This is a genomic window from Streptomyces cavernicola, assembly GCF_029968035.1.
Classification (GTDB): domain Bacteria; phylum Actinomycetota; class Actinomycetes; order Streptomycetales; family Streptomycetaceae; genus Streptomyces; species Streptomyces cavernicola.
This window is the reverse complement of the sequence record NZ_JASCIQ010000034.1, coordinates 1-24,790: the sequence shown is the minus strand read 5'-3', so window position 1 is coordinate 24,790 and position 24,790 is coordinate 1. Positions and strand designations below refer to the sequence as shown.

Annotated in this window: 26 protein-coding genes; 5 read left to right on the top strand and 21 right to left on the bottom strand. The window is 70.2% G+C overall.

Going from position 1 to position 24,790, the window contains the following annotated elements:
* Positions 1-3 precede the first annotated feature (3 nt).
* A complete protein-coding gene (locus QIS96_RS27685; protein WP_282545497.1) occupies positions 4-1,335 on the bottom strand; it encodes an acetyl-CoA C-acetyltransferase in 1,332 nt (443 codons plus the stop codon).
* A 70-nt stretch (positions 1,336-1,405) separates the two neighbouring features.
* On the opposite strand from QIS96_RS27685, the gene QIS96_RS27680 reads away from it, so the two are divergent.
* Both QIS96_RS27680 and QIS96_RS27675 read left to right on the top strand, forming a co-directional pair.
* Positions 1,406-2,779 (top strand): 3-oxoacyl-ACP reductase, encoded by a 1,374-nt coding sequence (locus QIS96_RS27680; RefSeq protein WP_282545496.1) that lies wholly within the window; start codon positions 1,406-1,408, stop codon positions 2,777-2,779.
* A gap of 2 nt (positions 2,780-2,781) precedes the next feature.
* Positions 2,782-3,624: a MaoC/PaaZ C-terminal domain-containing protein gene (locus QIS96_RS27675; RefSeq protein WP_282545495.1), complete on the top strand. Its 843-nt coding sequence runs from the start codon at positions 2,782-2,784 to the stop codon at positions 3,622-3,624.
* A gap of 181 nt (positions 3,625-3,805) precedes the next feature.
* On the opposite strand, the gene QIS96_RS27670 is transcribed toward QIS96_RS27675, so the two are convergent.
* From QIS96_RS27670 to QIS96_RS27630, 9 genes are all read right to left on the bottom strand, one after another.
* The gene (locus QIS96_RS27670; RefSeq protein ID WP_282545494.1) at positions 3,806-4,447 is read right to left on the bottom strand and encodes a TetR/AcrR family transcriptional regulator; all 642 of its coding nucleotides are present in this window, start codon (positions 4,445-4,447) and stop codon (positions 3,806-3,808) included.
* 72 nt (positions 4,448-4,519) lie between these two features.
* On the bottom strand, positions 4,520-4,885 hold the full coding sequence (locus QIS96_RS27665) for a hypothetical protein (RefSeq protein ID WP_282545493.1): 366 nt from the start codon (positions 4,883-4,885) through the stop codon (positions 4,520-4,522).
* Positions 4,886-4,960: 75 nt separating this feature from the next.
* Entirely contained in the window at positions 4,961-6,313 is a 1,353-nt protein-coding gene (locus tag QIS96_RS27660; RefSeq protein WP_282545492.1) for a dicarboxylate/amino acid:cation symporter, read from the bottom strand.
* A 121-nt stretch (positions 6,314-6,434) separates the two neighbouring features.
* Positions 6,435-6,560 (bottom strand): hypothetical protein, encoded by a 126-nt coding sequence (locus tag QIS96_RS27655; RefSeq protein WP_282545491.1) that lies wholly within the window; start codon positions 6,558-6,560, stop codon positions 6,435-6,437.
* Positions 6,561-6,744: 184 nt separating this feature from the next.
* Positions 6,745-7,041: a DUF4229 domain-containing protein gene (locus tag QIS96_RS27650; protein ID WP_282545490.1), complete on the bottom strand. Its 297-nt coding sequence runs from the start codon at positions 7,039-7,041 to the stop codon at positions 6,745-6,747.
* A 67-nt stretch (positions 7,042-7,108) separates the two neighbouring features.
* Positions 7,109-7,654: a GNAT family N-acetyltransferase gene (locus QIS96_RS27645; protein WP_282545489.1), complete on the bottom strand. Its 546-nt coding sequence runs from the start codon at positions 7,652-7,654 to the stop codon at positions 7,109-7,111.
* Positions 7,655-7,665: 11 nt separating this feature from the next.
* Positions 7,666-8,829 carry an aminofutalosine synthase MqnE gene (mqnE, locus tag QIS96_RS27640; RefSeq protein ID WP_282545488.1) on the bottom strand — a complete coding sequence of 388 codons (1,164 nt, stop codon included), beginning with the start codon at positions 8,827-8,829 and terminating at the stop codon, positions 7,666-7,668.
* Between the two features lie 41 nt (positions 8,830-8,870).
* A complete protein-coding gene (locus QIS96_RS27635; RefSeq protein ID WP_282545487.1) occupies positions 8,871-9,326 on the bottom strand; it encodes an Lrp/AsnC family transcriptional regulator in 456 nt (151 codons plus the stop codon).
* A gap of 161 nt (positions 9,327-9,487) precedes the next feature.
* A complete protein-coding gene (locus QIS96_RS27630) occupies positions 9,488-10,177 on the bottom strand; it encodes a UbiX family flavin prenyltransferase (protein ID WP_282545486.1) in 690 nt (229 codons plus the stop codon).
* 72 nt (positions 10,178-10,249) lie between these two features.
* Between QIS96_RS27630 and QIS96_RS27625 the strand changes: the two genes are divergently transcribed.
* Entirely contained in the window at positions 10,250-10,849 is a 600-nt protein-coding gene (locus QIS96_RS27625; protein WP_282545485.1) for a rhomboid family intramembrane serine protease, read from the top strand.
* A gap of 294 nt (positions 10,850-11,143) precedes the next feature.
* On the opposite strand, the gene mqnP is transcribed toward QIS96_RS27625, so the two are convergent.
* Positions 11,144-12,046, bottom strand: a complete 903-nt coding sequence (mqnP, locus tag QIS96_RS27620) for a menaquinone biosynthesis prenyltransferase MqnP (protein ID WP_282545484.1) — start codon at positions 12,044-12,046, stop codon at positions 11,144-11,146.
* Positions 12,043-13,503: a menaquinone biosynthesis decarboxylase gene (locus QIS96_RS27615; RefSeq protein WP_282545483.1), complete on the bottom strand. Its 1,461-nt coding sequence runs from the start codon at positions 13,501-13,503 to the stop codon at positions 12,043-12,045. The genes mqnP and QIS96_RS27615 overlap by 4 nt, the downstream gene beginning before the upstream one ends.
* A gap of 89 nt (positions 13,504-13,592) precedes the next feature.
* Between QIS96_RS27615 and QIS96_RS27610 the strand changes: the two genes are divergently transcribed.
* Entirely contained in the window at positions 13,593-13,904 is a 312-nt protein-coding gene (locus QIS96_RS27610; RefSeq protein WP_282545482.1) for a PLD nuclease N-terminal domain-containing protein, read from the top strand.
* Positions 13,905-14,491: 587 nt separating this feature from the next.
* Here QIS96_RS27610 and QIS96_RS27605 read toward each other — a convergent pair.
* The 8 genes from QIS96_RS27605 to hemL all read right to left on the bottom strand — a co-directional run bounded on the left by QIS96_RS27605 (position 14,492) and on the right by hemL (position 23,007).
* Positions 14,492-15,001: an SRPBCC domain-containing protein gene (locus tag QIS96_RS27605; RefSeq protein WP_282545481.1), complete on the bottom strand. Its 510-nt coding sequence runs from the start codon at positions 14,999-15,001 to the stop codon at positions 14,492-14,494.
* A 66-nt stretch (positions 15,002-15,067) separates the two neighbouring features.
* Entirely contained in the window at positions 15,068-16,159 is a 1,092-nt protein-coding gene (gene ccsB, locus QIS96_RS27600) for a c-type cytochrome biogenesis protein CcsB (protein ID WP_282545480.1), read from the bottom strand.
* Positions 16,160-16,364: 205 nt separating this feature from the next.
* Complete coding sequence (resB, locus tag QIS96_RS27595) at positions 16,365-18,053, bottom strand: cytochrome c biogenesis protein ResB (RefSeq protein WP_282545479.1); 1,689 nt, start codon at positions 18,051-18,053, stop codon at positions 16,365-16,367.
* A gap of 2 nt (positions 18,054-18,055) precedes the next feature.
* Complete coding sequence (locus QIS96_RS27590; protein WP_282545547.1) at positions 18,056-18,850, bottom strand: cytochrome c biogenesis CcdA family protein; 795 nt, start codon at positions 18,848-18,850, stop codon at positions 18,056-18,058.
* 10 nt (positions 18,851-18,860) lie between these two features.
* Positions 18,861-19,430: a TlpA family protein disulfide reductase gene (locus tag QIS96_RS27585; RefSeq protein WP_282545478.1), complete on the bottom strand. Its 570-nt coding sequence runs from the start codon at positions 19,428-19,430 to the stop codon at positions 18,861-18,863.
* A 164-nt stretch (positions 19,431-19,594) separates the two neighbouring features.
* A complete protein-coding gene (locus tag QIS96_RS27580; RefSeq protein WP_282545477.1) occupies positions 19,595-20,815 on the bottom strand; it encodes a polysaccharide deacetylase family protein in 1,221 nt (406 codons plus the stop codon).
* 195 nt (positions 20,816-21,010) lie between these two features.
* Positions 21,011-21,703, bottom strand: a complete 693-nt coding sequence (locus tag QIS96_RS27575) for a histidine phosphatase family protein (RefSeq protein WP_282545476.1) — start codon at positions 21,701-21,703, stop codon at positions 21,011-21,013.
* On the bottom strand, positions 21,700-23,007 hold the full coding sequence (gene hemL / locus QIS96_RS27570) for a glutamate-1-semialdehyde 2,1-aminomutase (RefSeq protein WP_282545475.1): 1,308 nt from the start codon (positions 23,005-23,007) through the stop codon (positions 21,700-21,702). The genes QIS96_RS27575 and hemL overlap by 4 nt, the downstream gene beginning before the upstream one ends.
* 337 nt (positions 23,008-23,344) lie before the next feature.
* Between hemL and QIS96_RS27565 the strand changes: the two genes are divergently transcribed.
* A complete protein-coding gene (locus tag QIS96_RS27565; protein WP_282545474.1) occupies positions 23,345-23,971 on the top strand; it encodes a hypothetical protein in 627 nt (208 codons plus the stop codon).
* A 124-nt stretch (positions 23,972-24,095) separates the two neighbouring features.
* On the opposite strand, the gene QIS96_RS27560 is transcribed toward QIS96_RS27565, so the two are convergent.
* Positions 24,096-24,737, bottom strand: a complete 642-nt coding sequence (locus QIS96_RS27560) for a hypothetical protein (RefSeq protein ID WP_282545473.1) — start codon at positions 24,735-24,737, stop codon at positions 24,096-24,098.
* Positions 24,738-24,790 lie beyond the last annotated feature (53 nt).

Sequence of the window (24,790 nt, the reverse complement as noted above, 5' to 3'; positions counted from 1 at the left end):
AAGCTACGCGCGCTCCAGGATCGCCGTAACCCCCTGCCCTCCCGCCGCACAAACAGAGATCAACCCCCGCCCAGGCACGCCCCGTTCAGCGAGCAACTTCGCAAGCGTGGCGACGATCCGAGCCCCGGTCGCGGCAAAAGGGTGCCCCGTGGCGAGGGAGGACCCGGCCACGTTGAGCCGCTCCCGGTCGACCGGCGCGAGCCCCGCCTTCTCCCAGGCGGACAGCGTGGCGAGGACCTGCGAGGCGAAGGCCTCGTGCACCTCGACCAGGTCGAAGTCGGCCATGCCGAGCCCGGCCCGCTCCAGCATCCGCGGCACCGCGTACGCCGGGGCCATGAGCAGCCCGTCGCCGCCCCTGCCGGTCACGTCCCCGTCGACGAAGTCGACCGCCGCGGTCTCGTACGTCGTGAGGTACGCGAGCGGGGTGAGGCCGCGCGCGGCGGCCCACTCCTCGTCGGCGAGCAGCACGGTCGCCGCGCCGTCGGTCAGCGGGGTCGAATTGCCCGCCGTCATGGTGGGGTCGGGGCCGTCCGTGCCGAACACCGGCTTCAGGCGGGCGAGTTTCTCGACGCTCGAATCCGGGCGCAGGTTCTGGTCCCGCTCCAGGCCGCGGAACGGCACGACGAGGTCGTCGAAGAAGCCGCGCTCGTAGGCCGCGGCGAGCCGCTGGTGGCTGGCGGCGGCGAGCGCGTCCTGGTCCTCGCGCGGCACGCCCCACTCGCGCGCCGTCACCGCCGCGTGCTCGCCCATCGAACGGTGCGTGCGCGGCTCGGCGTTGCGCGGGATGTCGGGGACGAGGTGGCCGGGGCGGATCTTGGCGAGGGCCTTGGCGCGCGCGCCGACCGTGTTCGCCCGCCGCGCTTCGAGGAGGATCCGGCGCAGCTTGTCGTTGACGCCGAGGGGCGCGTCGCTCGCCGTGTCCGCGCCGCCCGCGATCGCGCTGTCGAGCTGGCCGAGCGCGATCTTGTTGGCGGCGGCGATCACGGCCTGCAGGCCGGTGCCGCACGCCTGTTGGACGTCGTACGCGGGGGTGCGCGGGTCGAGTCCGGAGCCGAGGACGGTCTCGCGGGCCAGGTTGAAGTCGCGGCTGTGCTTGAGGACGGCGCCCGCGACGAACTCGCCGACGCAGCTGCCGTGCAGCCCGAACCGGTCGACGAGGCCGTCGAGCGCCGCCGTCAGCATCTCCTGGTTGGAGGCGGTGGCGTACGGGCCGTCCGAGCGGGCGAAGGGGATGCGGCTGCCGCCGATGACGGCGACGCGACGGATACCGCCGTTCCCGCCGTTCCCGCCGCCCTTGCCGTTCCCGTCGTTCCCGGTTGCTTCTTCGGTGCTCATCTCGACCAGCTCCTGACCCTTGAGTAATCTTACTCGCGGGTAAATTTACGACCGAGCTGGGAGTTGGACAATGGCCGACCGCTATCTGAACTTCACCGGCACAGCGCCCGGCCGCTTCCTGACCCGCAGGCTCGGGCTCCCGCAGCCCGCGCCGCTGCGTCGCTGGTCGGCCGAACACCCGTCCCTGGACGGCCCGTTGCTGCAGCTGACCGCGGGCTCGTCCGCTCTGAAGGGCCTGGACGAGGTGCTCGCCCGCACCGGACTCGAACCGGGCGCCGAACGGCCCGCCGCCGTGGTGCTCGACGCCACCGGGGTCGCTGACGTCGGCGCGCTCGCCGAGGTGCACGCCGCCCTGCACCCCGTGGTGCGCTCCGTCGCCGCCGGCGGCCGGATCGTCGTGCTCGGCGCGGCGCCCTCGGCCACGGACCACCATCAGGCCGCCGTCCAGCAGGGTCTGGAGGGGTTCATACGCTCCCTCGGCAAGGAGGCGGGGCGCGGCCGTACGGTCACGCTCGTGCGGCTCGCCGGTACGGACTCCGCGGCCGGGGCCGAGTCGACGCTGCGGTTCCTGCTGTCGCCGAAGTCCGCCTACGTGAGCGGTCAGGTCATCGAGATCGGCGAAGTCGACCCGGCGGGCCCGGAGTTCGGCGCCGTCGACCCGGCGGGCCCGGAGTTCGGCGCCGTCGACCCGGCCCGCCCGCTCGCCGGGCGCACCGCCCTCGTCACGGGTGCGGCGCGCGGCATCGGCGCGTCGGTCGCGGAGACCCTCGCGCGGGACGGCGCGCATGTCGTCGCCCTCGACATCCCGTCCGCCCAGGGCGAGTTGGCGCAGCTCGCCGAGCGGCTCGGCGGGACCGCGCTGCCCCTGGACATCACCGCGGACGACGCGGGCGAGCGGATCGGCGCCGCGCTCCGGAGCGGCCCGGACGGCCTGGACGGCCTCGACGTGCTCGTGCACAACGCGGGCATCACCCGGGACCGCAAGCTCGCCAACATGCCCGCCGAGCGCTGGAGTTCGGTCCTGGAGGTCAACCTCGCGGCGGTCCTGCGTACGACGGACGCGCTGCTCGCGGCCGGGACGCTCAACCGGGGCGGGCGGATCGTCGCCACCGCGTCCATCGCCGGGATCGCGGGCAATGTCGGCCAGACCAACTACGCGGCCAGCAAGGCCGGGATCATCGGCCTGGTGCGCTCGCTCGCGCCGCGGGCGCTCGCCGAGCACGGCGTCACCGTGAACGCGGTCGCGCCCGGCTTCATCGAGACCAAGATGACGGCCGCCGTGCCGCTCTTCATCCGCGAGGCGGGCCGTCGTATGAACTCCCTTGCGCAGGGCGGGCTTCCGGTCGACGTCGCGGAGACCACGGCGTGGTTCGCCGACCCCGGGTCCGGTGCGGTCAACGGGCAGGTCGTGCGCGTCTGCGGCCAGAGCCTCCTGGGAGCCTGACGATGACGGTCGTACGGCTCACCGCCGCCCCGCGCCTCACCCCGCTGCTCGCCCGCGGAGCGCTGCTCTCGCCGTTGAAGCGGGTCCGGGAGGGCGCCGCCGCGCCTGCCGCACGGCTCGTGCTGCCTCAGGCGCGGGTCGACGAGGGGCGGCTCGCCGCGTACCGCGAGGTGTGCGGGTTCCCCGCGTCCGGCGCCGCACTCCCCGTGACGTATCCGCACATCCTGGGCTTTCCGCTGGCCATGCGGCTGATGGCGGCCCGGGACTTTCCGCTGCCGCTGCTCGGCCTCGTCCACACCTCGATCGCGATCGAGCAGCACCGCCCGCTCAGCGCCGCCGACCGGCCCGAACTCACCGTGTACGTCGAGGAGTTGAGCCCGCACCGGCGCGGCACGGAGGCCGTGGTGGTCACGGAGGCGCGGCTCGGCGGGGAGCTGGTCTGGGAGTCCCGCAGCACGTATCTCGCGCGGCACGCCACGTCGTACGAGGGCCCGCCCCGGCGGCCGGAAGGCGTCGACGACGGGCCGCTGCCGATGTGTGCGGAGTGGGCCCTGCCCGGGGATCTGGGACGGCGGTACGGGGCGGCCTCCGGCGACCGCAACCCCATCCACCTGCACCCGCTCACGGCCAGGCTCTTCGGGTTCCCGCGCGCGATCGCCCACGGCATGTGGACGCTCGCACGGTGCCTCGCGGAGTACGGGGCCGAGGGGGCGGCGGTGCGGGTGCGGGCGGAGTTCAGGGCGCCGGTGCTGTTGCCGGGGGCGGTGTCCTACCGGGCGGCGGGCGAGCGGTTCGAGCTGCTTGGGGTGGGGGGAAGAGTGCACGTGCTTGGCTCTGTCCGTTAGGCGCGGGTCGGACGTGGCTCGGCCTTTGCGCAGTTCCCCGCGCCCCTATCAGGGAGTTGCCCGGCACCCTTGCCCCTCCGCCCCAGGTCGGCCGTGGCTCGGTTTTGCGCAGTTCCCCGCGCCCCTGGGGAAGCAACCCTCGCCCCAAGAAGGGAGCCCCCGCGCCCCTGGTTGGCTAGCCCTAGCGGGGTGGCGTCCAAGGTTCGCCTCGCATCAAGTTGCCCAAGCCCGCCCAGGCGAAGTTCATCAGGGTGGTCGCGGCCTGTTTCGCGGTGACGCCCTCCGTCGTGTTCGCCCAGACCGCGAGGGCCTCCGCGGCTCCCACCAGGGCCTCGGCGAGGCCCGCCACCTCGCGTTCGGCGAGGGACGGGTCGCGGTGCACCTCGCGGGCCGCCTCCGCGATGAGCAGCGTCACGAACGCCACGATCTCCTCGCGCATCACGGCGACCTCGCGCGCGAACGGCTCGCCCTGGGTGCGGGCCTGGGTGTGCAGGACCGCCCAGCCGTACGGATGCTCGGCGGTGTGCGTGAAGAACGCCCGAAGGCCGGACCAGAGTTGGCCGTCGGCGGGCTCGCCGGGCGTGATCGCCGAGCGGACCGCCTCGACGAGCGTCGTCCGCTCCCGCCGGATGCAGGCGGTGAACAGCTCTTCCTTGGAGTTCAGATAGAGGTAGACCAGCGGCTTGGACACCCCCGCGAGCTCCGCGATCTCGTCCATGGACGCGGCCCGGTACCCGCGCTCGGCGAAGGTCCGCACAGCGGCGTCCATCATCTGCTGTTCCCGTACGGCCCGCGGCATCCGCTTGCCCTTCGCAGCGCCCACGCCGGTCGCCCTCCCCGATTCACGATTACTCCTCGGTAAGCCTACGACTCCCGACCTGCGCGCCTCACTCACTCAGAGCGGCAGCAGTTCCGGCCACCACGGCGGCACGTTGTCCGGCGGGCAGAACGGCGCCGGGTAGTCGGCGGGCGCGTGCAGCCAGGCGAGCGTGCCCCAGACGAGCAGCAGCGACCCGACCACGGCGCAGAGCGGGCCGAGCAGCACGCCCCCGCGCCGTACGAACCGGGACAGCGCGAACCACCACCAGAGCGTCGCCACCGCCGTGAGCCCGAAGAACACCAACGCCAGCGGGAACGAGTTCGCCGCCCCGTTGACCCCGATGTCGCAGCTCTGCCAGGCGCGCCCGAGCAGCACCCATCCGCCCGCCCCGGTCACGACCCCGCCGGCCGACCCGACGCCCAGCCGCAGTGCCCCGCTCATGCCGTCCCCCCGTACGAAAACGAACCGCGCCCCGACCGATTATCACGGTCGGGGCGCGGCGAAGGTTGCGAGGCATCAGGCAGGAACAGGCACAGCCTGGCGCTCGTCGGCCGAGTCGTCGGCGGGCTCGTCCAGCGGCTCGTCCGTGAGCGAGGACGAGGCGCTGGCGTACTTCTCGCGGTCCAGGATGTTCTCCCGGGCGGCGACCAGGATCGGGGTGACCGCCTGACCGGCCACGTTGGTGGCGGTGCGCATCATGTCCAGGATCGGGTCGATGGCGAGGAGCAGGCCCACGCCCTCCATCGGCAGGCCGAGCGTCGACAGGGTCAGGGTCAGCATGACCGTGGCGCCCGTCAGACCGGCGGTGGCGGCGGAGCCGACGACCGAGACGAAGGCGATCAGGATGTACTCCTTGATGCCCATCTGCACGTCGAAGATCTGCGCGACGAAGATCGCGGCGATCGCCGGGTAGATCGCGGCGCAGCCGTCCATCTTGGTGGTGGCGCCGAACGGGACGGCGAAGGAGGTGTAGTCCTTCGGGACGCCGAGGCGCTCGGTGACCTTCTGGGTGATCGGCATGGTGCCGACCGAGGAGCGGGAGACGAAGGCCAGCTGGATCGCGGGCCAGGCGCCCTTGAAGAACTGCAGCGGGTTGACCTTGGCGACGGTGGCGAGCAGCAGCGGGTAGACGCCGAAGAGGACCAGGGCGCAGCCGATGTAGATGTCCGCGGTGAACGTCGCGTACTTGCCGATCAGGTCCCAGCCGTACGTGGCGATGGCGAAGCCGATGAGGCCGACGGTGCCGATCGGGGAGAGCTTGATGACCCACCACAGGGCCTTCTGCAGCAGCGTCAGGACCGACTCGCTGAGGTCCAGGATCGGCTTGGCCTTCTCGCCGACCTTCAGGATGGCGATGCCGGCGACGGCGGCCATGAAGACGATCTGCAGGACGTTCAGCTCGGTGAACGGCGTGATGACGTTCTCCGGGATGATGCCGGTCAGGAAGTCCAGCCAGGTGCCGGCCTCCTCCGGCTTCGCGCCGTCCTTCGGGGTGAGGCCGGTGCCGGCGCCGGGGTTGGTCAGCAGGCCGATCGCGAGACCGATGACCACCGCGATCAGCGAGGTGATCATGAACCACATCAGGGTGCGCGTCGCCAGTCGCGCGGCGTTGTTGACCTTACGCAGGTTGGTGATCGACACCAGGATGGCGAAGAAGACGAGCGGCGCCACGGCCAGCTTCAGCAGCTGGACGAAGATCGAGCCGATCTTGTCGAGGGCGGTGACGAGCCAGGACACGTCCTGGCTCCGGGCCAGCCAGCCGAGCAGGACGCCGAGGACCAGACCGGTGACGATCTGGGCCCAGAACGGGACCTTCGGTATTCGGAAGCCGGACGGCTTCTCGGTGGCGGCGGGGGAATTCGCGGACACGGACACACTCCGGTGAAGACGCGCGGGTCAGGGACGTACGGGGCTCATGCGTGCGCATGGCCTGACTTGCGTGGAGCGGCTGCCGCGAAAATTCGACGCGGCGCCACTGCATAGATGTCGCTCAGACGCGGCAACAGGCCGCGGACATGCAGCGGCAGAGATCGACGTGCAGGCGCGCGACGAGCGGAACGCTCGTGCCCATGAGCGGATGGCCCAGGGCGATGCGGGGCGCGGCTACTGTCTTCATGCCGAATACGTTAACACTTAAACTTTGAGAACATCAAAGAGCTTCTTTGGGGTAGACATCCGGCCACTTCGGCAGGCCAGGGCCGAAAACCGCAGGCGCCCCGGTGTCCGAGCGGTTGCTCGGACACCGGGGCGCCGCGTTCGTTGTGACGAGAGTTACAGCTCCCGATGTGGGGCGCGGGGATCTAGCCCTCCCGTACGCCGTCCTCCATGCTGCGGTTCTCCGCGAGCTTGCTCTTCGCGCGGTCGACCGAGTCGACGATCTGCACGGACATCTCCTCACGCTGCCCACGCAGCAGCACGAAGCTGAGCGGAGCGGAGACGACGATGGCGAGCACCAGCACCCACAGCAGGTTGGAGTCGCCGAGGCCGCGCGGCAGCACGCCGGCGTAGACGAGTCCCCAGATCGCGAAGAAGCAGGCGGCAAAGATGCCCAGCCGCATCGCGGTGTACCGGACGGTGGCGCTCGGCTTCGGTGCCACGGCTCGCCTTCTTCCTTCAGTCACGTCTGTGGGGGTGTCCGACTAGTGAAGCACGCCCGGAAATGGATCAGCCGAGCGGGGATCGGGGCAGCGGCAGCCACATGGTGACGTCGTCCCGGTCGTCGTCCGGCGCGACCCGTATCGCGGACGGCACGCGGCCGACCTCCTTGTAGCCGCAGGACTCGTAGAACCGCTCCAGACCCAGGCCGCCGCGGCAGGTCAGCCGGACGCCCTCGATCCCGTCGAGCGAGCGGGCCGCGTCCGCGTCCGCGGCGGCGGCCATCAGCGCGCGGCCTTCGCCCTTGCCCTGGTGGGAGGGGTGCAGCATCACGGTGTAGAGCCAGAGCCAGTGGCGCATCAGGCGGTGCGAGTTGAGGGTGAGGAAGGCCGTCGCGGCGACGGTCCCTTCCTCGTCGTACCCCACGAGGAGTTTCGTGCGGCCGTCCGCCATCGACTGCAGGTGCTTCAGCCACTCGGGCCGGACGGCCTCCGCGGTCACGGGCGGTACGAAACCGACCGCGCCGCCCGCGTTGGTGACGTCCGCCCACAGCCGCAGGACGCCCTGGCCGAGCTCCGGGTCGACCCGGGGCTCGAACTCGAAGTGCAGCGCCATGAGTTGAGCCCTCAGAAGCGCATCGGCTGCGGAGCCTCGCGGCGCTCCGGGTCCGGACCCTCGTACTCGCGCAGGATCTCGTACCGGGTGTTGCGCTCGACCGGGCGGAAGCCCGCGTCCCGGATCAGGTCGAGGAGGTCCTCGCGGGTGAGCTTGTTGGGCGTGCCGTAGTTGTCGGCGTCGTGCGTGATCTTGTACTCGACGACCGAGCCGTCCATGTCGTCCGCGCCGTGCTGCAGGGCGAGTTGGGCGGTCTGGACGCCGTGCATCACCCAGAAGACCTTGACGTGCGGGACGTTGTCGAAGAGCAGCCGGGAGACCGCGAAGGTCTTCAGGGCCTCGGCGCCGGTCGCCATCGTGGTGCGCGCCTGCAGCTTGTTGCGGACCTTGCCGTCCTGCATGTCGACGAAGTCGTGCTGGTAGCGCAGCGGGATGAAGACCTGGAACCCGCCGGTCTCGTCCTGCAGTTCACGCAGTCGAAGCACGTGGTCGACACGGTGCCGGGGCTCCTCGATGTGCCCGTACAGCATCGTGCTCGGGGTCTTCAGACCCTTCTCGTGCGCGAGGCGGTGGATGCGCGACCAGTCCTCCCAGTGGGTGGCGTGGTCGACGATGTGCTGCCGGACCTCCCAGTCGAAGATCTCGGCGCCGCCGCCGGTCAGCGACTCCAGACCGGCGTCGATCAGCTCGTCGAGGATCTCCGAGGCGGGCATGCCGGAGATCGTCTCGAAGTGGTGGATCTCGGTGGCGGTGAAGGCCTTCAGCGAGACGTTCGGGAGGGCTTCCTTGAGGGCGCTCAGCGAACGCGGGTAGTACCGCCACGGCAGGTTGGGGTGCAGGCCGTTGACGATGTGCAGCTCGGTGAGGTTCTCGCCCTCCATCTCCTTGGCGAGCTTCACCGCCTCCTCAATGCGCATCGTGTACGCGTCCTTCTCGCCCGGCTTCCGCTGGAACGAGCAGTACGCGCACGACGCGGTGCACACGTTGGTCATGTTGAGGTGCCGGTTGACGTTGAAGTGCACCACGTCGCCGTTCTTACGCGTGCGCACCTCGTGGGCGAGGCTGCCGAGCCAGGCCAGGTCGTCCGAGTCGTAGAGGGCGATGCCGTCCTCGCGGGTCAACCGCTCCCCGGCCAGAACCTTCTGCTCAAGTTCCCGCTTGAGTCCCGCGTCCATGCCTCAACAACCTCTCTACGACAGCTCCGCCAACGGTACTTCTAGACCTCTTCGGGCAGTTCCCCGACCCGGTTCTCCCACTTGGTGGAGAGCACGATCGTGGTACGGGTGCGGGAGACGCCCTTCGTGCCGCTGAGCCGGCGGATGGTCTTCTCCAGACCGTCCACGTCGTCCACGCGCACCTTGAGCATGTACGAGTCGTCGCCCGCGATGAACCAGCAGTCCTCGATCTCGCCGAGGTCCTTGAGGCGCTGCGCCACGTCCTCGTGGTCCGCGGCGTCGGACAGGGAGATGCCGACCAGGGCGGTCACGCCGAGGCCGAGCGCGGCGGAGTCGACGGTCGCGCGGTACCCCGTGATGACGCCCGCCGCCTCAAGACGGTTGATGCGGTCGGTGACGGAGGGGCCGGAGAGGCCGACGAGCCGGCCGAGTTCGGCGTACGAGGCCCTGCCGTTCTCCCGCAGGGCCTGGATGAGCTGCCTGTCCACCGCGTCCATATGCCTGGCGCCTTCCATTGTTCAGCGATGCCACGAGTCCGTAAATCAAATCTAAGGCGAATCTAAGGCGCACAGGATCTCACTCCTGTGATTCTTTTACCAGACCACCAAGGATCTTTCAGATTCCAGGAGGGCCAGGAGGGCCAGGAGGAGACGCGACGTCAGCTCCGCCGTGAGCCGCTACCACCGAGCTCCCCCTCCCAGCGGCGGTACAGGCCGTGCGGCACCCCCGCCGCGTCGAGCACCCGGCCGGCGACGAAGTCCACCAGGTCCTGGATGTGCGTCGCCCCCGCATAGAACGCGGGCGAGGCGGGCAGCACCGTCGCGCCCGCCTCGTCGAGCGCCACCAGGTGCTTCAGGGTCTGGCCGTTCAGCGGGGTCTCCCGCACGGCGACGACCAGCTTCCGCCCCTCCTTGAGGGTCACGCTCGCCGTCCGCTGCAACAGGTCCTTCGACAGGCCGAGCGCCACCCCGGCCACACACGCCGTCGACGCGGGCACGATCAGCATCCCGCGCGTCGGGTACGAGCCGGACGACGGCCCCGCCGCCAGGTCGCCCGCCGCCCAGTGCCGTACGTCCGACACGTCCGCCGGCGGGTACGTGTCCGGCTTGCCGTCCGCCCCGCGCGCCAGCCACTCCCGCAGGTCCTCCTGCCAGTGGGCGTCGCGGAACGAGATGCCCGTCTCGTCGAGCAGTGTCAGGCGCGAGGCCCGGCTGACGACCAGGTCCACGCTCTCGCCCGCGCCGATCAGGGCACGCAGCACCGCCGCCGCGTACGGCGTGCCGGAAGCGCCGGAGACACCGACCACCCAGGGTCGGCGCTGCGGGGTGTGTTCGGGTACTGGCTGCACGCCACGAGCCTATCCGCAGGGCCGGAACCGGGCAGACCCCACCGGGCGTTGAGCGGGCAGGAGGCGTTTCCCATGGCCTACGCAGATCCCGCACCGCAGCGTTCGACCCCGCCGTCCGGCCGGCAGCGGGCAGTGACGGCCGCCGTCGTGATGACGGCCTGGGTCGCCCTGCTCTGGCTGCTCGAAGTCATCGACGCGGCGAGCGACCACGCCCTCGACGCGTACGGCATCACGCCGCGCGTCCCCGGCGACCTGTGGGACGTGGTGCCGGCCTCGTTCCTGCACTTCGGCTTCGACCACATCGCGACGAACAGCGTGCCGCTGCTCGTGCTCGGGTTCCTGGCCGCGCTGTCCGGGCTGCGCCGGTTCGCCGCGGTCGTCGCGATGATCGTGCTGGCCAGCGGGCTCGGGGTGTGGTTCTTCGGGCCCGCGCACTCGGTGACGGCCGGCGCGTCCGGGGTCGTCTTCGGCCTCTTCGGCTATCTCCTGGTCCGCGGCTTCGTGGACCGCCGCGCGGTGGACGTACTGATCGGCGTACTCGTTCTCGCGGCGTACGGCTCGATCCTCTGGGGCGCGCTGCCCACGGCGGAGGGGGTGAGCTGGCAGGGGCACCTGTTCGGGCTGCTGGGCGGGGTGCTGGCGGCGGTGGTGTTCCGCCGAGGGCGGGCTTAGCCGGGGTTTTTTCCCCTCCCCGCCCCTTCCCGAAAGTCCTCAGCGGACAGCTCCGGGGGCCAGCCCCCGGGCCCCCGCTCCTCAAACGCCGGAGGGGCTAAATTTTGGCCGAGCCCCGGTTTTTAAGGGGCGCGGGGAACTGCGCGACCAGCCACGACGCAGCGGCAGCCGCCCACAACCGGGCGGAGCCAGAAGCGGGGTCCAGGGGCGCAGCCCCGGAGGCGGGGGGGCCTGGGGGCGCAGCCCCCGGAGCTGTCCGCAGGACTTTCGGAAAGGGGCGGGGTGGGGGAAAGCTCAGACCGTCAGGCCGCGCACCAAGAGATCAAGCAGCGCGCAAGCGAAAAGCGCGATGCCGATGAACCCGTTGACCTGGAAGAACGCCCGGTTCAGGCGGGACAGATCGTGCGGCCGCACAATCGTGTGCTCGTACAGGAACGCCGCCGCGACGATCACCAGGCCGAGCCAGAAGAACACGCCCGCACCCGTGGACAGCGCGTACCAGACGAACAGCCCCGTGGCCACCGCGTGACACCCCCGCGCCCCCCGGATCGCCGCCGGAATACCGAACCGCGCCGGCACGGACATCACGCCGACCTCGCGGTCCGTCTCCACGTCCTGGCAGGCGTAGATCAGGTCGAAGCCGCCGATCCAGACGCCGACCGCGAGGCCCAGGATCACCGCGTCCCAGGACCACGAACCCGTGACCGCGAGCCACGCGCCGACCGGGCCCATCGCCTGCGCCAGGCCGAGGATCGCCTGCGGGAAGTTCGTGAACCTCTTCCCGTACGGATAGACCACCATCGGGATCACCGCGACCGGCGCGAGCGCCAGGCACAGCGGGTTCAGGAGCGCCGCCGCGCCGAGGAAGACGACCAGGGCGATCAGCGCGCCCGTCCACGCCGACTTCACCGAGACCGCGCCGGTGACCAGCTCGCGGTGGGCGGTGCGCGGGTTACGGGCGTCGATCTCGCGGTCGATGATCCGGTTCGCGGCCATCGCGAACGTGCGCAGGCCGACCATCGCGATCGTCACCAGGAGCAGCCGGCCCCAGTGGATGTTCTTGTCCACCTGGAACATCGCGGTCAGCGAGGCGATGTACGCGAAGGGCAGGGCGAACACGGAGTGCTCGATCATGACGAGGCGCAGGAACGCCTTCGTGCGCCCCGGCTGCGGGACGGCTGCTGCGGCACTGCTCACTTGAGTCCGTACTCCTTCCAGCGGCGGTCCACGAGGGCCGCCGTGCGCGGGTCGGACTCGACCATCTCGGGCCAGCCGCCGTCCCGCGTGTAGCCCTCCTCGGGCAGCTTCCTCGTGGCGTCGATGCCCGCCTTGCCGCCCCAGAACTGCTGGTACGAGGCGTGGTCGAGGTGGTCGACGGGGCCCTCGACGACGGTGAGGTCGCGGGCGTAGTCGGTGTTGCCGAGGGCGCGCCAGGAGACCTCGTGCAGGTCGTGCACGTCGCAGTCCTTGTCGACGACGACGATCAGCTTGGTCAGGGACATCATGTGCGCGCCCCAGATGGCGTGCATGACCTTCTGCGCGTGCTTCGGGTACTTCTTGTCGATCGAGACGATCGCGCAGTTGTGGAAGCCGCCGGACTCCGGGAGGTGGTAGTCGACGATGTCCGGGACGATCACCTTGAGGAGCGGCAGGAAGAAGCGCTCCGTGGCGCGGCCGAGCGGGCCGTCCTCCGTCGGCGGGCGGCCGACGACGATCGACTGCAGGAGCGGGCGCTTCCGCATCGTCACGCAGTCGATCTTCAGGGCGGGGAACGGTTCCTGCGGCGTGTAGAACCCGGTGTGGTCGCCGAACGGCCCCTCCGGCAGCATCTCGCCGGGCTCCAGCCAGCCCTCGATGACGACCTCGGCGTTGGCCGGCACCTGCAGCGGCACCGTCTTGCAGTCGACCATCTCGACGCGCTTGCCCTGGATGAACCCGGCCAGCAGGTACTCGTCCATGTCGCCGGGGAGCGGCGCGGTGGACGCGTACGTCACGGCCGGCGGGCAGCCGAAGGCGATCGCGACCGGCAGCTTCTCGCCCCGCTGGGCGGCGACCTGGTAGTGGTTGCGGCTGTCCTTGTGGATCTGCCAGTGCATGCCGATGGTGCGCTTGTCGTGGCGCTGCAGCCGGTACAGGCCGAGGTTGCGCACGCCCGTCTCCGGGTGCTTGGTGTGCGTCAGCCCCAGGTTGAAGAACGAGCCGCCGTCCTCGGGCCAGGTGAACAGCGCGGGGAGCTGCTCCAGGTCCACGTCGTCACCGGTGAGCACGACCTCCTGGACGGGGGCGTTCTCCTGCTTCACCTTCTTCGGCGGTACGTGGGTCATCGCGCCGAGCTTGCCGAAGGCCTCGCGTACGCCGATGAACCCTTGCGGGAGCTCAGGCTTGAGCAGGCCGCCGATCTTGTCGCTGATCTCCGCGTACGACTTCAGGCCGAGGGCCTTCAGGAGGCGGCGGTCGGTGCCGTACACGTTCATCGCGAGGGGCATCGCGGAGCCCTTCACGTTCTCGAAGAGCAGGGCGGGGCCGCCGGCCTTGTTCACCCGGTCGACGATCTCACCGACCTCCAGATGCGGGTCGACCTCGGCCTTGATGCGCTTCAGGTCGCCCTCGCGCTCCAGCGCCCGGAGCAGGGAGCGAAGATCGTCATAAGCCATAGGGACCAGTATCGGCTACTCGCTAGGCTTGACCCGTCACGGGGGCCGTCCACACGGCCCCGGCACTCAACCCGCAGGGGGACGGCTTCATGTTCCGGGTGCTGATGATCCTGGTGCCGCTGGCACTCAGCATCTACGCGTTCATCGACTGCATCACCACCGATGAGCAGGAGGTCCGCTACATCCCCAAGCCGCTCTGGGCGATTCTGGTCCTGCTGTTCCCGCTGGTCGGCTCGATCTCGTGGCTGATCGTCGGCAAGGACCGCACCTCGCAGCGGCGGCGCCCTGCGGGCGGGCGGCGCGGGGGGTGGGTGGCCCCGGACGACAACCCGGAGTTCCTCCGGTCCCTCAAGAAGGACGAGCCGGACGAGGACGGCTCCGAGGGCCCTTCCCCCAAGTAGCCCCTCGGGGCTGCACCCCGGCCCATGGTGGGCGTGCCGCCCCTGACCCTGTTGGGCACGCCGCCCCTGACCCCTGCTCCGGCGTGCCGCCCCTGACCCTGTTGGGCATGCCGCCCCTGACCCCTGCTCCGGCGTGCCGCCCCTGCACCCTGCTGTCGGGGCTGCGCCCCAAACCCCCGGTCGTCGCTCGACTGCCGCACCGTCGTGGCTGGTCGCGCAGTTCCCCGCGCCCCTGCTCGGGCGTGCCGCCCCTGCACCCTGCTGTCGGGGCTGCGCCCCGAACCCCCGGTCGTCGCTCGACTGCCGCGCCATCGTGGCTGGTCGCGCAGTTCCCCGCGCCCCTGCTCGGGCGTGCCGCCCCTACGCCCTGCCTTCGGGGCTGCGCCCCGAACCCCCGGTCGTCGCTCGACTGCCGCGCCATCGTGGCTGGTCGCGCAGTTCCCCGCGCCCCTTGAAAACCAGCCCCTCCGGCGTTTGAGGAGCGGGGGTCCAGGGGCGGCAGCCCCGGGCGGGGTCCGGGGGCGGCAGCTCCCGAGCTGTCCGCTGAGGACTTTAGGGAAGGGGCGGGGAGGGGAAAAAGAACAGGGCTAGCCGCGGGTTGCGTAGGCGTCTCGGAAGCGGTGCCAGCGGGCCGGGGTCCAGGTGGACCAGTCGACCGGGTGGCCCGACAGCGCCTCCGCGAGGTACTCGAAGTGGTCGTGCCAGCCGGCGAGGCAGTCCAGGCGGAGGGCGTCGTCGCCGGGGAACTCGTTCGTGAACCGCAGCGTGGTGCCGGACCGCCCGTCCGGCTCCAGGTGGAACCGCATCCGGCCGTGCAGCGAGTCGAGGGTGTACTCGGCGACCCGCTCCACGTCCCACGCGCTCACCCGCCCCACATGCACCACCACCTCGCCCGGCTGGTTGAGCCAGCGCAGTACGACAGCGCCGCCGAGCCTCGGTTCGAGGACATCGGCGGCGGCCAGCCACTGCCGCAGCCCCCGCGCACTGGCCACGGCGAGCCAGACCTGCTCGACGGGGTGCGGAAGGTGCAGCTCGAAGTGGAGGTGCTGGACCCCGTTCGAGGTCCGGCTGGTGCCCTGTCCGATCGTCGCGCTCATGCCACCAGCGTGGCCCCGTCCAGGGTCATCCGCACCCGTGCAGGTCGTACGCGGGGCGGAGGCGGCTCAGACTCCGGCGTACGAGTGCTTGCCGGTGATGAAGATGTTGACGCCGTAGTAGTTCCACAGCCAGGTCGCGAAGGCGAACAGCGCCAGGTAGGCGGCCTTGCGGCCCTTCCAGCCGGCCGTGGCGCGGGCGTGCAGGTAGCAGGCGTAGACGATCCACGTGACGAAGGACCAGACCTCCTTGGGGTCCCAGCCCCAGTAGCGGCCCCAGGCGTCGCCCGCCCAGATCGCGCCCGCGATGATCGTGAACGTCCACAGCGGGAAGACCGCGGCGTTGATGCGGTACGAGAACTTGTCCAGGGACGCCGCCGAGGGCAGCCGGGAGAGGACCGAGTTCGCGAACGTGCCCGGGGTGCCGCCGCCCTCCAGCTTGGTCTCGTAGGAGTCGCGGAAGAGGTAGAGCAGCGTGCCGACCGCGCCGAGGTAGAAGACCGCGCCGCAGAAGATGGCGGTGGAGACGTGGATCCACAGCCAGTACGAGTCGAGGGCCGGGACGAGCTGGTCGCTGTCGGTGTAGAGCCACTTGGTGGCGATGCCCAGGTCGAGCAGGACCGTGGTGACCAGGATCAGGCCGATCCAGCGGACGTTCTTCTTCAGCGCCAGGAGCAGCAGGTACGCGCCGACGGCCACCGTGGAGAAGGTGATCGAGAACTCGTACATGTTGCCCCAGGGGGCGCGCATGACGGAGAGCGCGCGGGAGGCGACGCCGCCCGCCTCGACGAAGAACGCGAGCACGGTGAGCGACACGGCGATCCGGCCGTACATGTCGCCCTTCTCGGTGCCGCCGTGCGCGCCGGGGCCGTCCGGCACGTCACGGGTGCCGGAGGCGGTGCGCGTGACGATCTTGGGGCGGTCGAGGACGGCGGTGCCCCCGGCCTTCTTGACGGTGACGGCGGGTCCCGCGGTCTTCGCGGCGGCGCCCGTGGACTTCGTGGTGAGCGCGGCGGCGGTGCGGCCGACCTTGCTGCGGCTGCCGAAGGTCCATTCGGCGATGTGCGCGAGGAAGGCCAGGGTGTAGACGGCCATCGACGAATAGATCAGGACGTTGCTGATGTTCGCCAGGTTCTCGTTGGTGGCGGCGGCGAGATTCACTGAAACCTCCGGACAGGGACTTCCGCCCGCTGGTAGCGTCGGGAACCGCGTCGCGAGAACCAAGCACGCATCAGCAATTCCCTCGTAGTCGTAGTACCCGGGCTGGTTTCAACCCGGCTGGTGTTGATCGCAGAAGACTCGGTCGTTCGCAGAGCGTCGGAGCAGCGTGAGCCAGGAATCCCTCTCCAACTGCGGGAGGGAGGACTCAATTCTCAGCCCCTTCGGCAGATTGTTCGGAGATGCTGGGCGCCCTCGAATGGAGCTCCTCCGCAAGGTCGCCCAGCTCCTCCGGGAGCTGAGTGGACTCGCTGCGGCCGAGGCCCGCCATCTCGATGACGGTGGTGCCGTCGGCGTGCCGCACGGCCCGCACCCAGACGCGGCGGCGCTGGATGAACAGCGAGCCGACCAGGCCGGCGAGGGCGGAGCCCGCGCCGATCAGCGCCCAGCTGTTGCCGGGCTGCTGGGAGATCTGGAAGGACGCCCACTCCTTGAGGTCCTTCTCGAACGTGATCGAGCCGGCGCCGTTCGGGAGCTTCATGGTCTCGCCCGGCCGGATGCGCTGCTTGAGCAGCTGGCCGTTCTCGTCCTTGAACTCCTTCAGCTTCTTGGTGTCGAGCTGGTACACGTTCTGCGGAAGCCCGGAGTCGACGCCGAGGCTGCCGTGGTACGCGGAGAGTGCGAGCACCGGGTAATCGGGCGCCGGGAACTGGGAGAACATCTCGCCCTTGCCCGCGCCCGCGAACGTCGGCACGAAGAAGGCGTTGAAGCCGAGCTGTTCCTTCTTGCCGTCCTTGTCGCGGTAGCCGTCGGCGACCTTGATCGCGCCGGTCGACGTGACGTTGGAGTCGATCGGCAGCATCGGCACGGCGCCGTGGTAGACCGTCTCGCCGCGGCCGTCCTTGACGGTGACGACGGGTGCGTAGCCGTGGCCGATGAGGTGGACCTTCGCGCCGTTCACGTCGAGCGGCGAGTTGACCTCGATCGCCATCTTCTTCTCCGGCCCGTCGGCGCCCTCGGAATAGGTGACGTGCGCCTTATAGATGCGCGGCGTGCCCTTCTCGGGACCGCTCTTCTCGTACGTGTCCTCGAAGCTGTCGAGCGTGAAGCTGAACGGCTCCAGGCTGTCGTTGTCGAAGAGGTTGCCGGACTTGAAGTCGTCGTACTGCGTAAGGGTGTTGGCGAATCCGTCGCCCTCGGTGATCAGCTTGCCGCCCTCGGACTTGAAGAGCGTGCCGGCGGCGAAGGCGACCAGCATCACGATCAGCGAGACGTGGAAGAGCAGGTTGCCGGCCTCGCGCAGATAGCCCTTCTCGGCGGTGACGGCGTCGTCGGAGAGATCGGCGCGGAAGCGGCGCTTCCGCAGCAGTGCGAGGGCCTGTTCGCGGACCTGCTCGGGCTCGGCGTCGGTGCGCCACGTGGTGTACGCGGGCAGCCGGTCGAGGCGGCGCGGGGCGCGCGGGGGGCGGCCGCGGAGCTGGCCGACGAACTGCCAGGTGCGCGGGACGATGCAGCCGATGAGGGAGACGAAGAGCAGGATGTAGATCGCGGAGAACCACACCGAGCTGTAGACGTCGAAGAGTTGGAGCTTCTCGTAGATCGGCGTGAGCGTGGTGTGGGCGTCCTTGAAGTCCTGCACCTTGAGCTCGTCGACGCTGTTCTGCGGGATCAGCGAGCCGGGGATCGCGCCGAGCGACAGCATGAAGAGCAGGATCAGGGCGACCCGCATCGAGGTGAGCTGCCGCCAGAACCAGCGGGCCCAGCCGATGACGCCGAGCGCCGGCAGGTTCGGGGCATCGCCGCCCGTGTCCTCCTGGGGCGCGGTGCTGAGCTGCGATACGGCGCTGCCGAGTTCTTTCTCGTCCGTACCGTCGGCTGCGGTGTCGGTCTTGCTCACGATCAGATCCCCACGGTGAAGCCGGAAGTCCAGGACTGCATCTGGGACACCAGGTGGTCCCAGACGCCGGTGACGAGCAGCAGGCCGGTGGCGACGAGCATGCCGCCGCCGATCCGCATCACCCAGACGTAGTGCCGCTTGACCCAGTCGAAGGCGCCGAGCGCCCGCCGGAACGCGATCGCGGCCAGGATGAACGGCAGTCCGAGCCCGATGCAGTAGGCCACGGTCAGTATGGCCCCGCGGCCCGCGCTGGCCTCGCTGATGGAGAGCGCGCTGACCGCGGAGAGGGTCGGGCCGATGCAGGGCGTCCAGCCGATGCCGAAGAGCACGCCGAGCATGGGCGCGCCCGCGAGTCCGGACACCGGCCGCTTGTGGAAGCGGAATTCGCGCTGCGTCAGGAAGGGCATGGCGCCCATGAAGAAGAGCCCGAGCACGATGGTCAGCGCGCCGAGCACCTTGGAGATGACCTCGCGGTGCTCCTGCAGCGTCGCCCCGAAGCCGCCGAAAAGCGCGCCCCCGGAGACGAAGACCGCGGTGAAGCCGAGCACGAACAGCCCGGCCCCGGCGGCCATCCGGCCCCGCTTGGCCTCGGCGAGGTCGGTGCCGCTGACCCCGGTGACGTACGAGAGGTAGCCGGGGACGAGCGGCAGGACGCAGGGCGAGAAGAAGGAGACGAGGCCGGCGAGGAGCGCGATCGGCAGGGCCAGGACGAGGGCGCCTGTGAGGACGGTCTCGTTGGGGCCTTCGATCGCGGCGGCGAGGGCGGGCCCGCCGGCGGCCGTGGCGAGTGCGTGCATCACGTCTCGCTCACTTCTCCGCGAGCAGCGGGTCGATCATCTGGTGCAGCTGCTTGTCGTTGACGGCCTGCAGGGCGCGGGCCGCCATCTTGCCGTCCTTGTCGATGACGATCGTGGACGGGATCTGCTGCGGGGCGAGGCTGCCCTTCGGGAAGCGCAGGATGAGCTTGCCGGAGGGGTCGTAGAAGCTCGGGTACTCGACGCCGTGCTCCTCCTCGAACTTGACCGCCGGGCCCTTGTTGAAGTCACGGGTGTTGATGCCGACGAACTCGACGCCCTTCGGCTTGAGCTCCTTCGCGACCTTCACGAGGTACGGCGTCTCGACGCGGCAGGGACCGCACCAGGAGCCCCAGACGTTGAGGACGACGATCTTGCCCTTGTAGTCGTTGAGGCTCAGCGGCTTGCCGTCGAGGCCCTTGCCTTCGAGCTTCGGGGCGGCGACGCGCTCGGCCTTGCCGACCTCCGCGATGCCGTTCTTGCCGGTGACGAAGTTGGTGTTCCCGGAGCCGCCCTGGGTGCCGCCGTCGCCGCAGGCGCTCAGGGTGAGAGCGGCGACCGCGGCCCCAACGAGAAGGTGCATCGTCCCGCGATTCCTTGAGGGGCGGTGGCCGGGCGACGGGCGGGAGAAGAGGGAGGCACGTCGGAGGGCAGGACGGCGAGAACTCATGTGAAAAGTTTCGCATGACCGTTTCGAGGATCTTGGGCACCCCCCGGCGCACGCGGAAAACCGCACGAACGGCCAGATCAGGCGGCTTTGCCGAGCCCCCGCCAGCCGCCCGCCGGAGCCTGTCCGACGTTCAGGGACTGCAGCCGCGCGAGGACCTTCGGATCCTGCGCGTCGAGCCAGTCCACGAACTGCCGGAAGGAGACCAGGCGTACGTCCTTCTTCCCCGCGACCGTCTTGAGGGTCTCCTCGACGGCGCCCATGTAGATGCCCCCGTTCCACTGCTCGAAGTGGTTGCCGACGAAGAACGGCGCCCGGTTCGTCTCGTACGCCCTGTTGAACCCGGCGAGATACGACTCGGTGGCCTGCCTGCGCCAGGCCGGGTAGTTGTGGGGCGGGGCCTTCGTGGAGTTCAGGGACTGGTTGGCGAGGATGTTGTAGTCCATCGACAGGACCTCGAAGGTGTGGCCGGGAAACGGCATCGCCTGGAGCGGAAGGTCCCATATGCCCTGCTTCTTGACGGGCCAGCGCTGGTGGCCGCCGGGTGACGAGGCGTCGTAGCGCCAGCCGAGCTCGCGGGCGACGGGCAGCAGGTTCTCCTGGCCGAGCAGGCAGGGCGTGCGGCCGCCGACGAGTTCCTTGTCGTAGTCGAAGGGCAGCGACGGCAGATCGGTCCAACCCGTGTGCGTACGCCACTGCTTGACGAAGGACGTGGCCTGGTCGATCTCGTCGCGCCACTGCCGGGGCGTCCAGTGGGCGACCGAGCCCGCGCCCGCGCAGAAGTGGCCGTTGAAGTGCGTGCCTATCTCGTGGCCGTCGAGCCAGGCCTTCCGCACGTAACGGAGGGTCTGCTTGATGTGGTCGTCGGTGAGGTAGCCGATGTCGGAGGCGCCGACGGTGTTGTTCGGCGGGCGGTACAGGCGCTTCTTCGCCTCGGGCAGCAGATAGAGCCCCGAGAGGAAGAACGTCATGTGCGCGCCGTGGTCCGCGGCGAGCTTCAGGAACCGCGGGAACAGGCCATTACCGACCTCGCCCGCGCCGTCCCAGGAGAAGACGACGAACTGCGGTGGCTTCTCACCGGGTTCGAGCCTGCGCGGCGCCGCGGGCTGGTGCGGCTGCTTGCCGGTGAAGGACGTGGAACCGTCGCCTATCGCCCGCCCCTCTATCGGGGTGTCCTTGCCGCGCGCCCGGCTCGCCGGCTTCGCGTCGCCGCCCCCGGTCCCGCATGCAGCGAGCCCCGCGGCGGCCGCTCCGAGGCCAACTCCCAGTCCCAGTAGTCCCCTTCGGCTGTAGTCACGCATTCCGTCCCCGATTCTCCGCACTGGTCCCCACTGGTCCCCCACGAATGTGGGCACACCGGTAGATAGCGGATCGGGAGGAAAGGTTGCGGCAAGTGGCGTGATTCTTCTGGTGGGTACGAGAGCGAAGGGGCCGGACACTCGGTAAGTGCCCGGCCCCGACGGCCCGTTGGGGACCGCTTCGCTATGAAATGCCCTCTATGCCCCGAACGCCTTGTCCTTGCCCTTGACCGGCTTCGCGCCCGCGAGCAGATGCGCGGGGACCAGGTCACGGGCCGGCTCGGAGTACCCGACCGAGACGATCTTGTCGCCGCGGTACGTGAACGACGTCAGCGAGGCCAGCGTGCACTGCCGCTTGCGCGGGTCGTGCCACAGCCGGCGCTTCTCCACGAAGCTCCGCACGATCCAGATCGGCAGCTGGTGGCTGACGCACACCGCCTCATGCCCGCGGGCCGCGTCCTTCGCCGCGTCGAGCGCGCCCATCATCCGCACGACCTGCTCGACATACGGCTCGCCCCAGGACGGCTTGAACGGGTTGACCAGGTGCCGCCAGTTCTCCGGGCGCTTCAGGGCGCCGTCGCCCACGCCGAAGGTCTTGCCCTGGAAGACGTTGTCCGCCTCGATGAGCCGCTCGTCCGTGGCGATGTCCAGGCCGTGCGCCTTGGCGATCGGCGTGGCCGTCTCCTGCGCGCGCTCCAGGGGCGAGGACACGACATGCGTGACGTCCCGCCCGGCCAGGTGCTCGGCGACCCGGTCGGCCATCTGCCGGCCGAGCTCGGAGAGGTGGTACTCCGGCAGGCGGCCGTAGAGGATGCCCTCCGGGTTGTGCACCTCGCCGTGGCGCATCACATGGACGACGGTGAGCTCGCTGTCGTCGCGCAGGGAGCTCATGCCGTGGCCTCCGCGGCGGCACGGGCGGCAGCGGGCAGGGCGTCCGCGATGCGCTGGATCGCACGCTCGTCGTGCGCCGTCGAGACGAACCAGGACTCGAAGGCGGACGGCGGCAGATACACCCCGTCGGCCAGCATCGAGTGGAAGAACGCGGTGAAGCGGAACGCCTCCTGCGCCTTCGCCTCGTCGTAGTTCCGCACCTCGTCCGCCGTGAAGAAGACCGAGAACATGTTGGACGCGGTCTGCAGCCGGTGCGCCACGCCCTCCTTGGTGAGCGCCGCGGTGACCAGACCCTGGAGCTCCTTCGACACCGCGTTCACCGTGTCGTACGCCGCGTCGTCCAGGAGGCGGAGCTGGGCGAGGCCCGCCGCCGTGGCGATCGGGTTCCCGGAGAGCGTGCCCGCCTGGTAGACCGGGCCGGCCGGGGCGAGGTGCGCCATCACGTCGGCGCGGCCGCCGAACGCCGCCGCCGGGAAGCCGCCGCCCATGACCTTGCCGAAGGTCAGCAGGTCGGGCACGACGCCGTCGACGCCGAACCAGCCAGCCTTCGACGTACGGAAGCCGGTCATGACCTCGTCCGAGATGTACAGCGCGCCGTTGTCCTGGCAGAGCTGCTTCAGGCCGGCGTTGAAACCGTCGCGCGGCGGGACCACGCCCATGTTGCCGGGCGAGGCCTCGGTGATCACACAGGCGATCTCGCCCGGGTGCGCGGCGAACGCGGCCCGCACGGCCTCCAGGTCGTTGTACGGCAGCACGATCGTCTCGCCCGCCTGGGCGCCCGTGACGCCCGGGGTGTCCGGCAGGCCGAACGTGGCGACGCCGGAGCCGGCCGCGGCGAGCAGCGCGTCCACATGGCCGTGGTAGCAGCCCGCGAACTTGATCACCTTCGGGCGGCCGGTGAAGCCGCGGGCGAGGCGGATCGCCGACATCGTCGCCTCGGTGCCGGACGACACCAGGCGGACCTGCTCGACGGGCTCGATGCGCGCGACGATCTCCTCGGCGAGCTCGACCTCGCCCTCCCCCGGCGTACCGAACGAGGTGCCGCGGGCGACCGCGTCCTGCACGGCGGAGATCACCTCGGGGTGCGCGTGCCCGAGGATCATCGGTCCCCAGGAGCACACCAGGTCCACGTACTCACGGCCGTCGGCGTCGGTGAGATAGGGACCGGTGCCGGACACCATGAAGCGGGGCGTGCCCCCCACGGCGCGGAAGGCGCGCACGGGAGAGTTCACGCCGCCGGGCGTCACGACGGCCGCTCGGTCGAAAAGCGTCTGCGAAACGGGGGCTTCGTATGAATACGGCACTTTGGTCCTGATCTGCGATGCGTCGGTGAGGTCGACGACGGCGGAAGTCGACGGGTGTCGGCGGGAATCGGCGGTAACCGGCGGGAATCGGCGCCGGCCGATGGGCGCCTGGTCTTAACGACCGGGCGTCAGCCCCCTCTCGTCTGCGAGACTGGGTGGACATAGGGAAAGCTCACACAAGCCATGGTGTCAGAGCCCTCGGACATCCTGTGGACAGGTGTTTCAGCACGGCTGTTCACACCCACGTTTCGGCGTACGGTCACGGGGGAGGTCAACTGACACGATGATCGGGTTGCGCGGCGTCGCTGTGTTACCTAAAAAGCAGTCGGGTGGAGATATGCATCGCGGTGGCGGACTGGGCGAGGGGACCGACGACCTCGGTCCCCGGCGTGCCCGCCGGGGGAGGCACCGTAGGGAACCTGAGGCCGCCGAGACGGCGGACACGGCGGCGGGCGCGGCCGACCGGCACGACGCCGCGGCGGGGATCCCTTCGAGCACGGGGAGCACGGGGAGCAGGAGTGGCCGGGTGGGGGTGACCTACAAGTACTTCGGCGCTCCGGACGGAGCGACCGCCGCGCGCGTGCCCATCTCGATGCGGCCGGAGGAGCTCGGCGGTGACGAGCTCGGCATGGGCGGCATGTTCACGAAGATCAAGCCGGAGACGATGGCCGCGATGGTCCTCACCGGCATCGAGGGCATACCCCTGCACAAGGTGCCCCCGCTCGAACTCGTCGTCCTGCACCCCGACTACGCCGTGGTGAAACTCCCGATGACGGTCGTCGACCCGCTCCGCGGCATCGGCGAGGAGACGGTCGGCGCGGCCGCGTTCATCTGGTCCACGGTCCCGGACCGCGGCGGCCCGCGCGACGCGTTCAATGTCTACCAACTGCTGCACGAATGGCAGGACTTCAGCCACCGGCTGCACGAGGCGGGGCATCAGCCTTACTGCCTTGTCTGGCCTTGAGGGCTCTGACTTTCCTCAAGCTCCTTAATTTCTCAGGCCTTTCAGGACCTCCTGCTTACCTGCTTACCTAGTTCCTTTGGCCTCGTCGGTTGCTCGCTTTCGCTCTTCTGTTGTAACTCCCAGGTCAGGAGCGTTTGTTGCTTCTGCGGCGGGCAGCGCGGGTGTGAACTCGGGCCAAGGCGCGGGCGGCTGTGCGCGTCGTGAGTGTGGTGCGCGTACGAATGCGGGCGCGTCCGCGCACCGGGCGCAGGGCCTGCCCCAGTTGCCGGCAGCCCTCACACCACATGTGCGAGCGCCGGGCCGCGCGCGCGGCCGCGCCCGCGTCGTCGAAGAACAGCGGGTCGCCGCGGTGCGTGAGGCACTCCACCTCGTACCGGTCGTCGGCGGCCCGGCCCGCGATCAGCACCGGGTCCGCGGCCGCCAGGGTGTCGCGGGTCCTGACCTGCGCCCCGGTGTCCCGTCTGGTGAACACCCGCCCGTCGGCGTCGAGTTCGCGCACCTCCTGCTCCGCCTCGCGGACTGCGGCGCGGCGGGCGAGCGCCCCGGCCGGGTCGGGCGTGAGGGCACGCGCCGCCCTGGACCGCAGCTTGTCGAGAGCCGTCTCCACGCGCCGCGCATGCACCCGTACGGTCGCGCGGAGCCGCCGGCGCCGGGCCTCCTTGACGTCGAGACCTGCGTACTTGGGACCGAGACGCTTCGGACGCATGTCGTACGGGCCGTGGGACCGTCCGTACCGGGCGTCGACCGGTATGCCGCTGCTGCTCATGAGGCGGTTACTCCTTCGGCTCCCCGAGGCAGCTGTCCCCCCACGGGAGTCGA

Coding starts and splice junctions, on each gene's coding strand:
- QIS96_RS27685 (WP_282545497.1), bottom strand. CDS start 1,335: ATGAGCACCGAAGAAGCAACCGGGAACGACGGGAACGGCAAGGGCGGC.
- QIS96_RS27680 (WP_282545496.1), top strand. CDS start 1,406: ATGGCCGACCGCTATCTGAACTTCACCGGCACAGCGCCCGGCCGCTTC.
- QIS96_RS27675 (WP_282545495.1), top strand. CDS start 2,782: ATGACGGTCGTACGGCTCACCGCCGCCCCGCGCCTCACCCCGCTGCTC.
- QIS96_RS27665 (WP_282545493.1), bottom strand. CDS start 4,885: ATGAGCGGGGCACTGCGGCTGGGCGTCGGGTCGGCCGGCGGGGTCGTG.
- QIS96_RS27655 (WP_282545491.1), bottom strand. CDS start 6,560: ATGAAGACAGTAGCCGCGCCCCGCATCGCCCTGGGCCATCCGCTCATG.
- QIS96_RS27645 (WP_282545489.1), bottom strand. CDS start 7,654: ATGGCGCTGCACTTCGAGTTCGAGCCCCGGGTCGACCCGGAGCTCGGC.
- mqnE (WP_282545488.1), bottom strand. CDS start 8,829: ATGGACGCGGGACTCAAGCGGGAACTTGAGCAGAAGGTTCTGGCCGGG.
- QIS96_RS27635 (WP_282545487.1), bottom strand. CDS start 9,326: ATGGACGCGGTGGACAGGCAGCTCATCCAGGCCCTGCGGGAGAACGGC.
- QIS96_RS27625 (WP_282545485.1), top strand. CDS start 10,250: ATGGCCTACGCAGATCCCGCACCGCAGCGTTCGACCCCGCCGTCCGGC.
- QIS96_RS27615 (WP_282545483.1), bottom strand. CDS start 13,503: ATGGCTTATGACGATCTTCGCTCCCTGCTCCGGGCGCTGGAGCGCGAG.
- QIS96_RS27610 (WP_282545482.1), top strand. CDS start 13,593: ATGTTCCGGGTGCTGATGATCCTGGTGCCGCTGGCACTCAGCATCTAC.
- QIS96_RS27605 (WP_282545481.1), bottom strand. CDS start 15,001: ATGAGCGCGACGATCGGACAGGGCACCAGCCGGACCTCGAACGGGGTC.
- QIS96_RS27590 (WP_282545547.1), bottom strand. CDS start 18,850: ATGCACGCACTCGCCACGGCCGCCGGCGGGCCCGCCCTCGCCGCCGCG.
- QIS96_RS27585 (WP_282545478.1), bottom strand. CDS start 19,430: ATGCACCTTCTCGTTGGGGCCGCGGTCGCCGCTCTCACCCTGAGCGCC.
- QIS96_RS27580 (WP_282545477.1), bottom strand. CDS start 20,815: ATGCGTGACTACAGCCGAAGGGGACTACTGGGACTGGGAGTTGGCCTC.
- QIS96_RS27575 (WP_282545476.1), bottom strand. CDS start 21,703: ATGAGCTCCCTGCGCGACGACAGCGAGCTCACCGTCGTCCATGTGATG.
- QIS96_RS27565 (WP_282545474.1), top strand. CDS start 23,345: ATGCATCGCGGTGGCGGACTGGGCGAGGGGACCGACGACCTCGGTCCC.
- QIS96_RS27560 (WP_282545473.1), bottom strand. CDS start 24,737: ATGAGCAGCAGCGGCATACCGGTCGACGCCCGGTACGGACGGTCCCAC.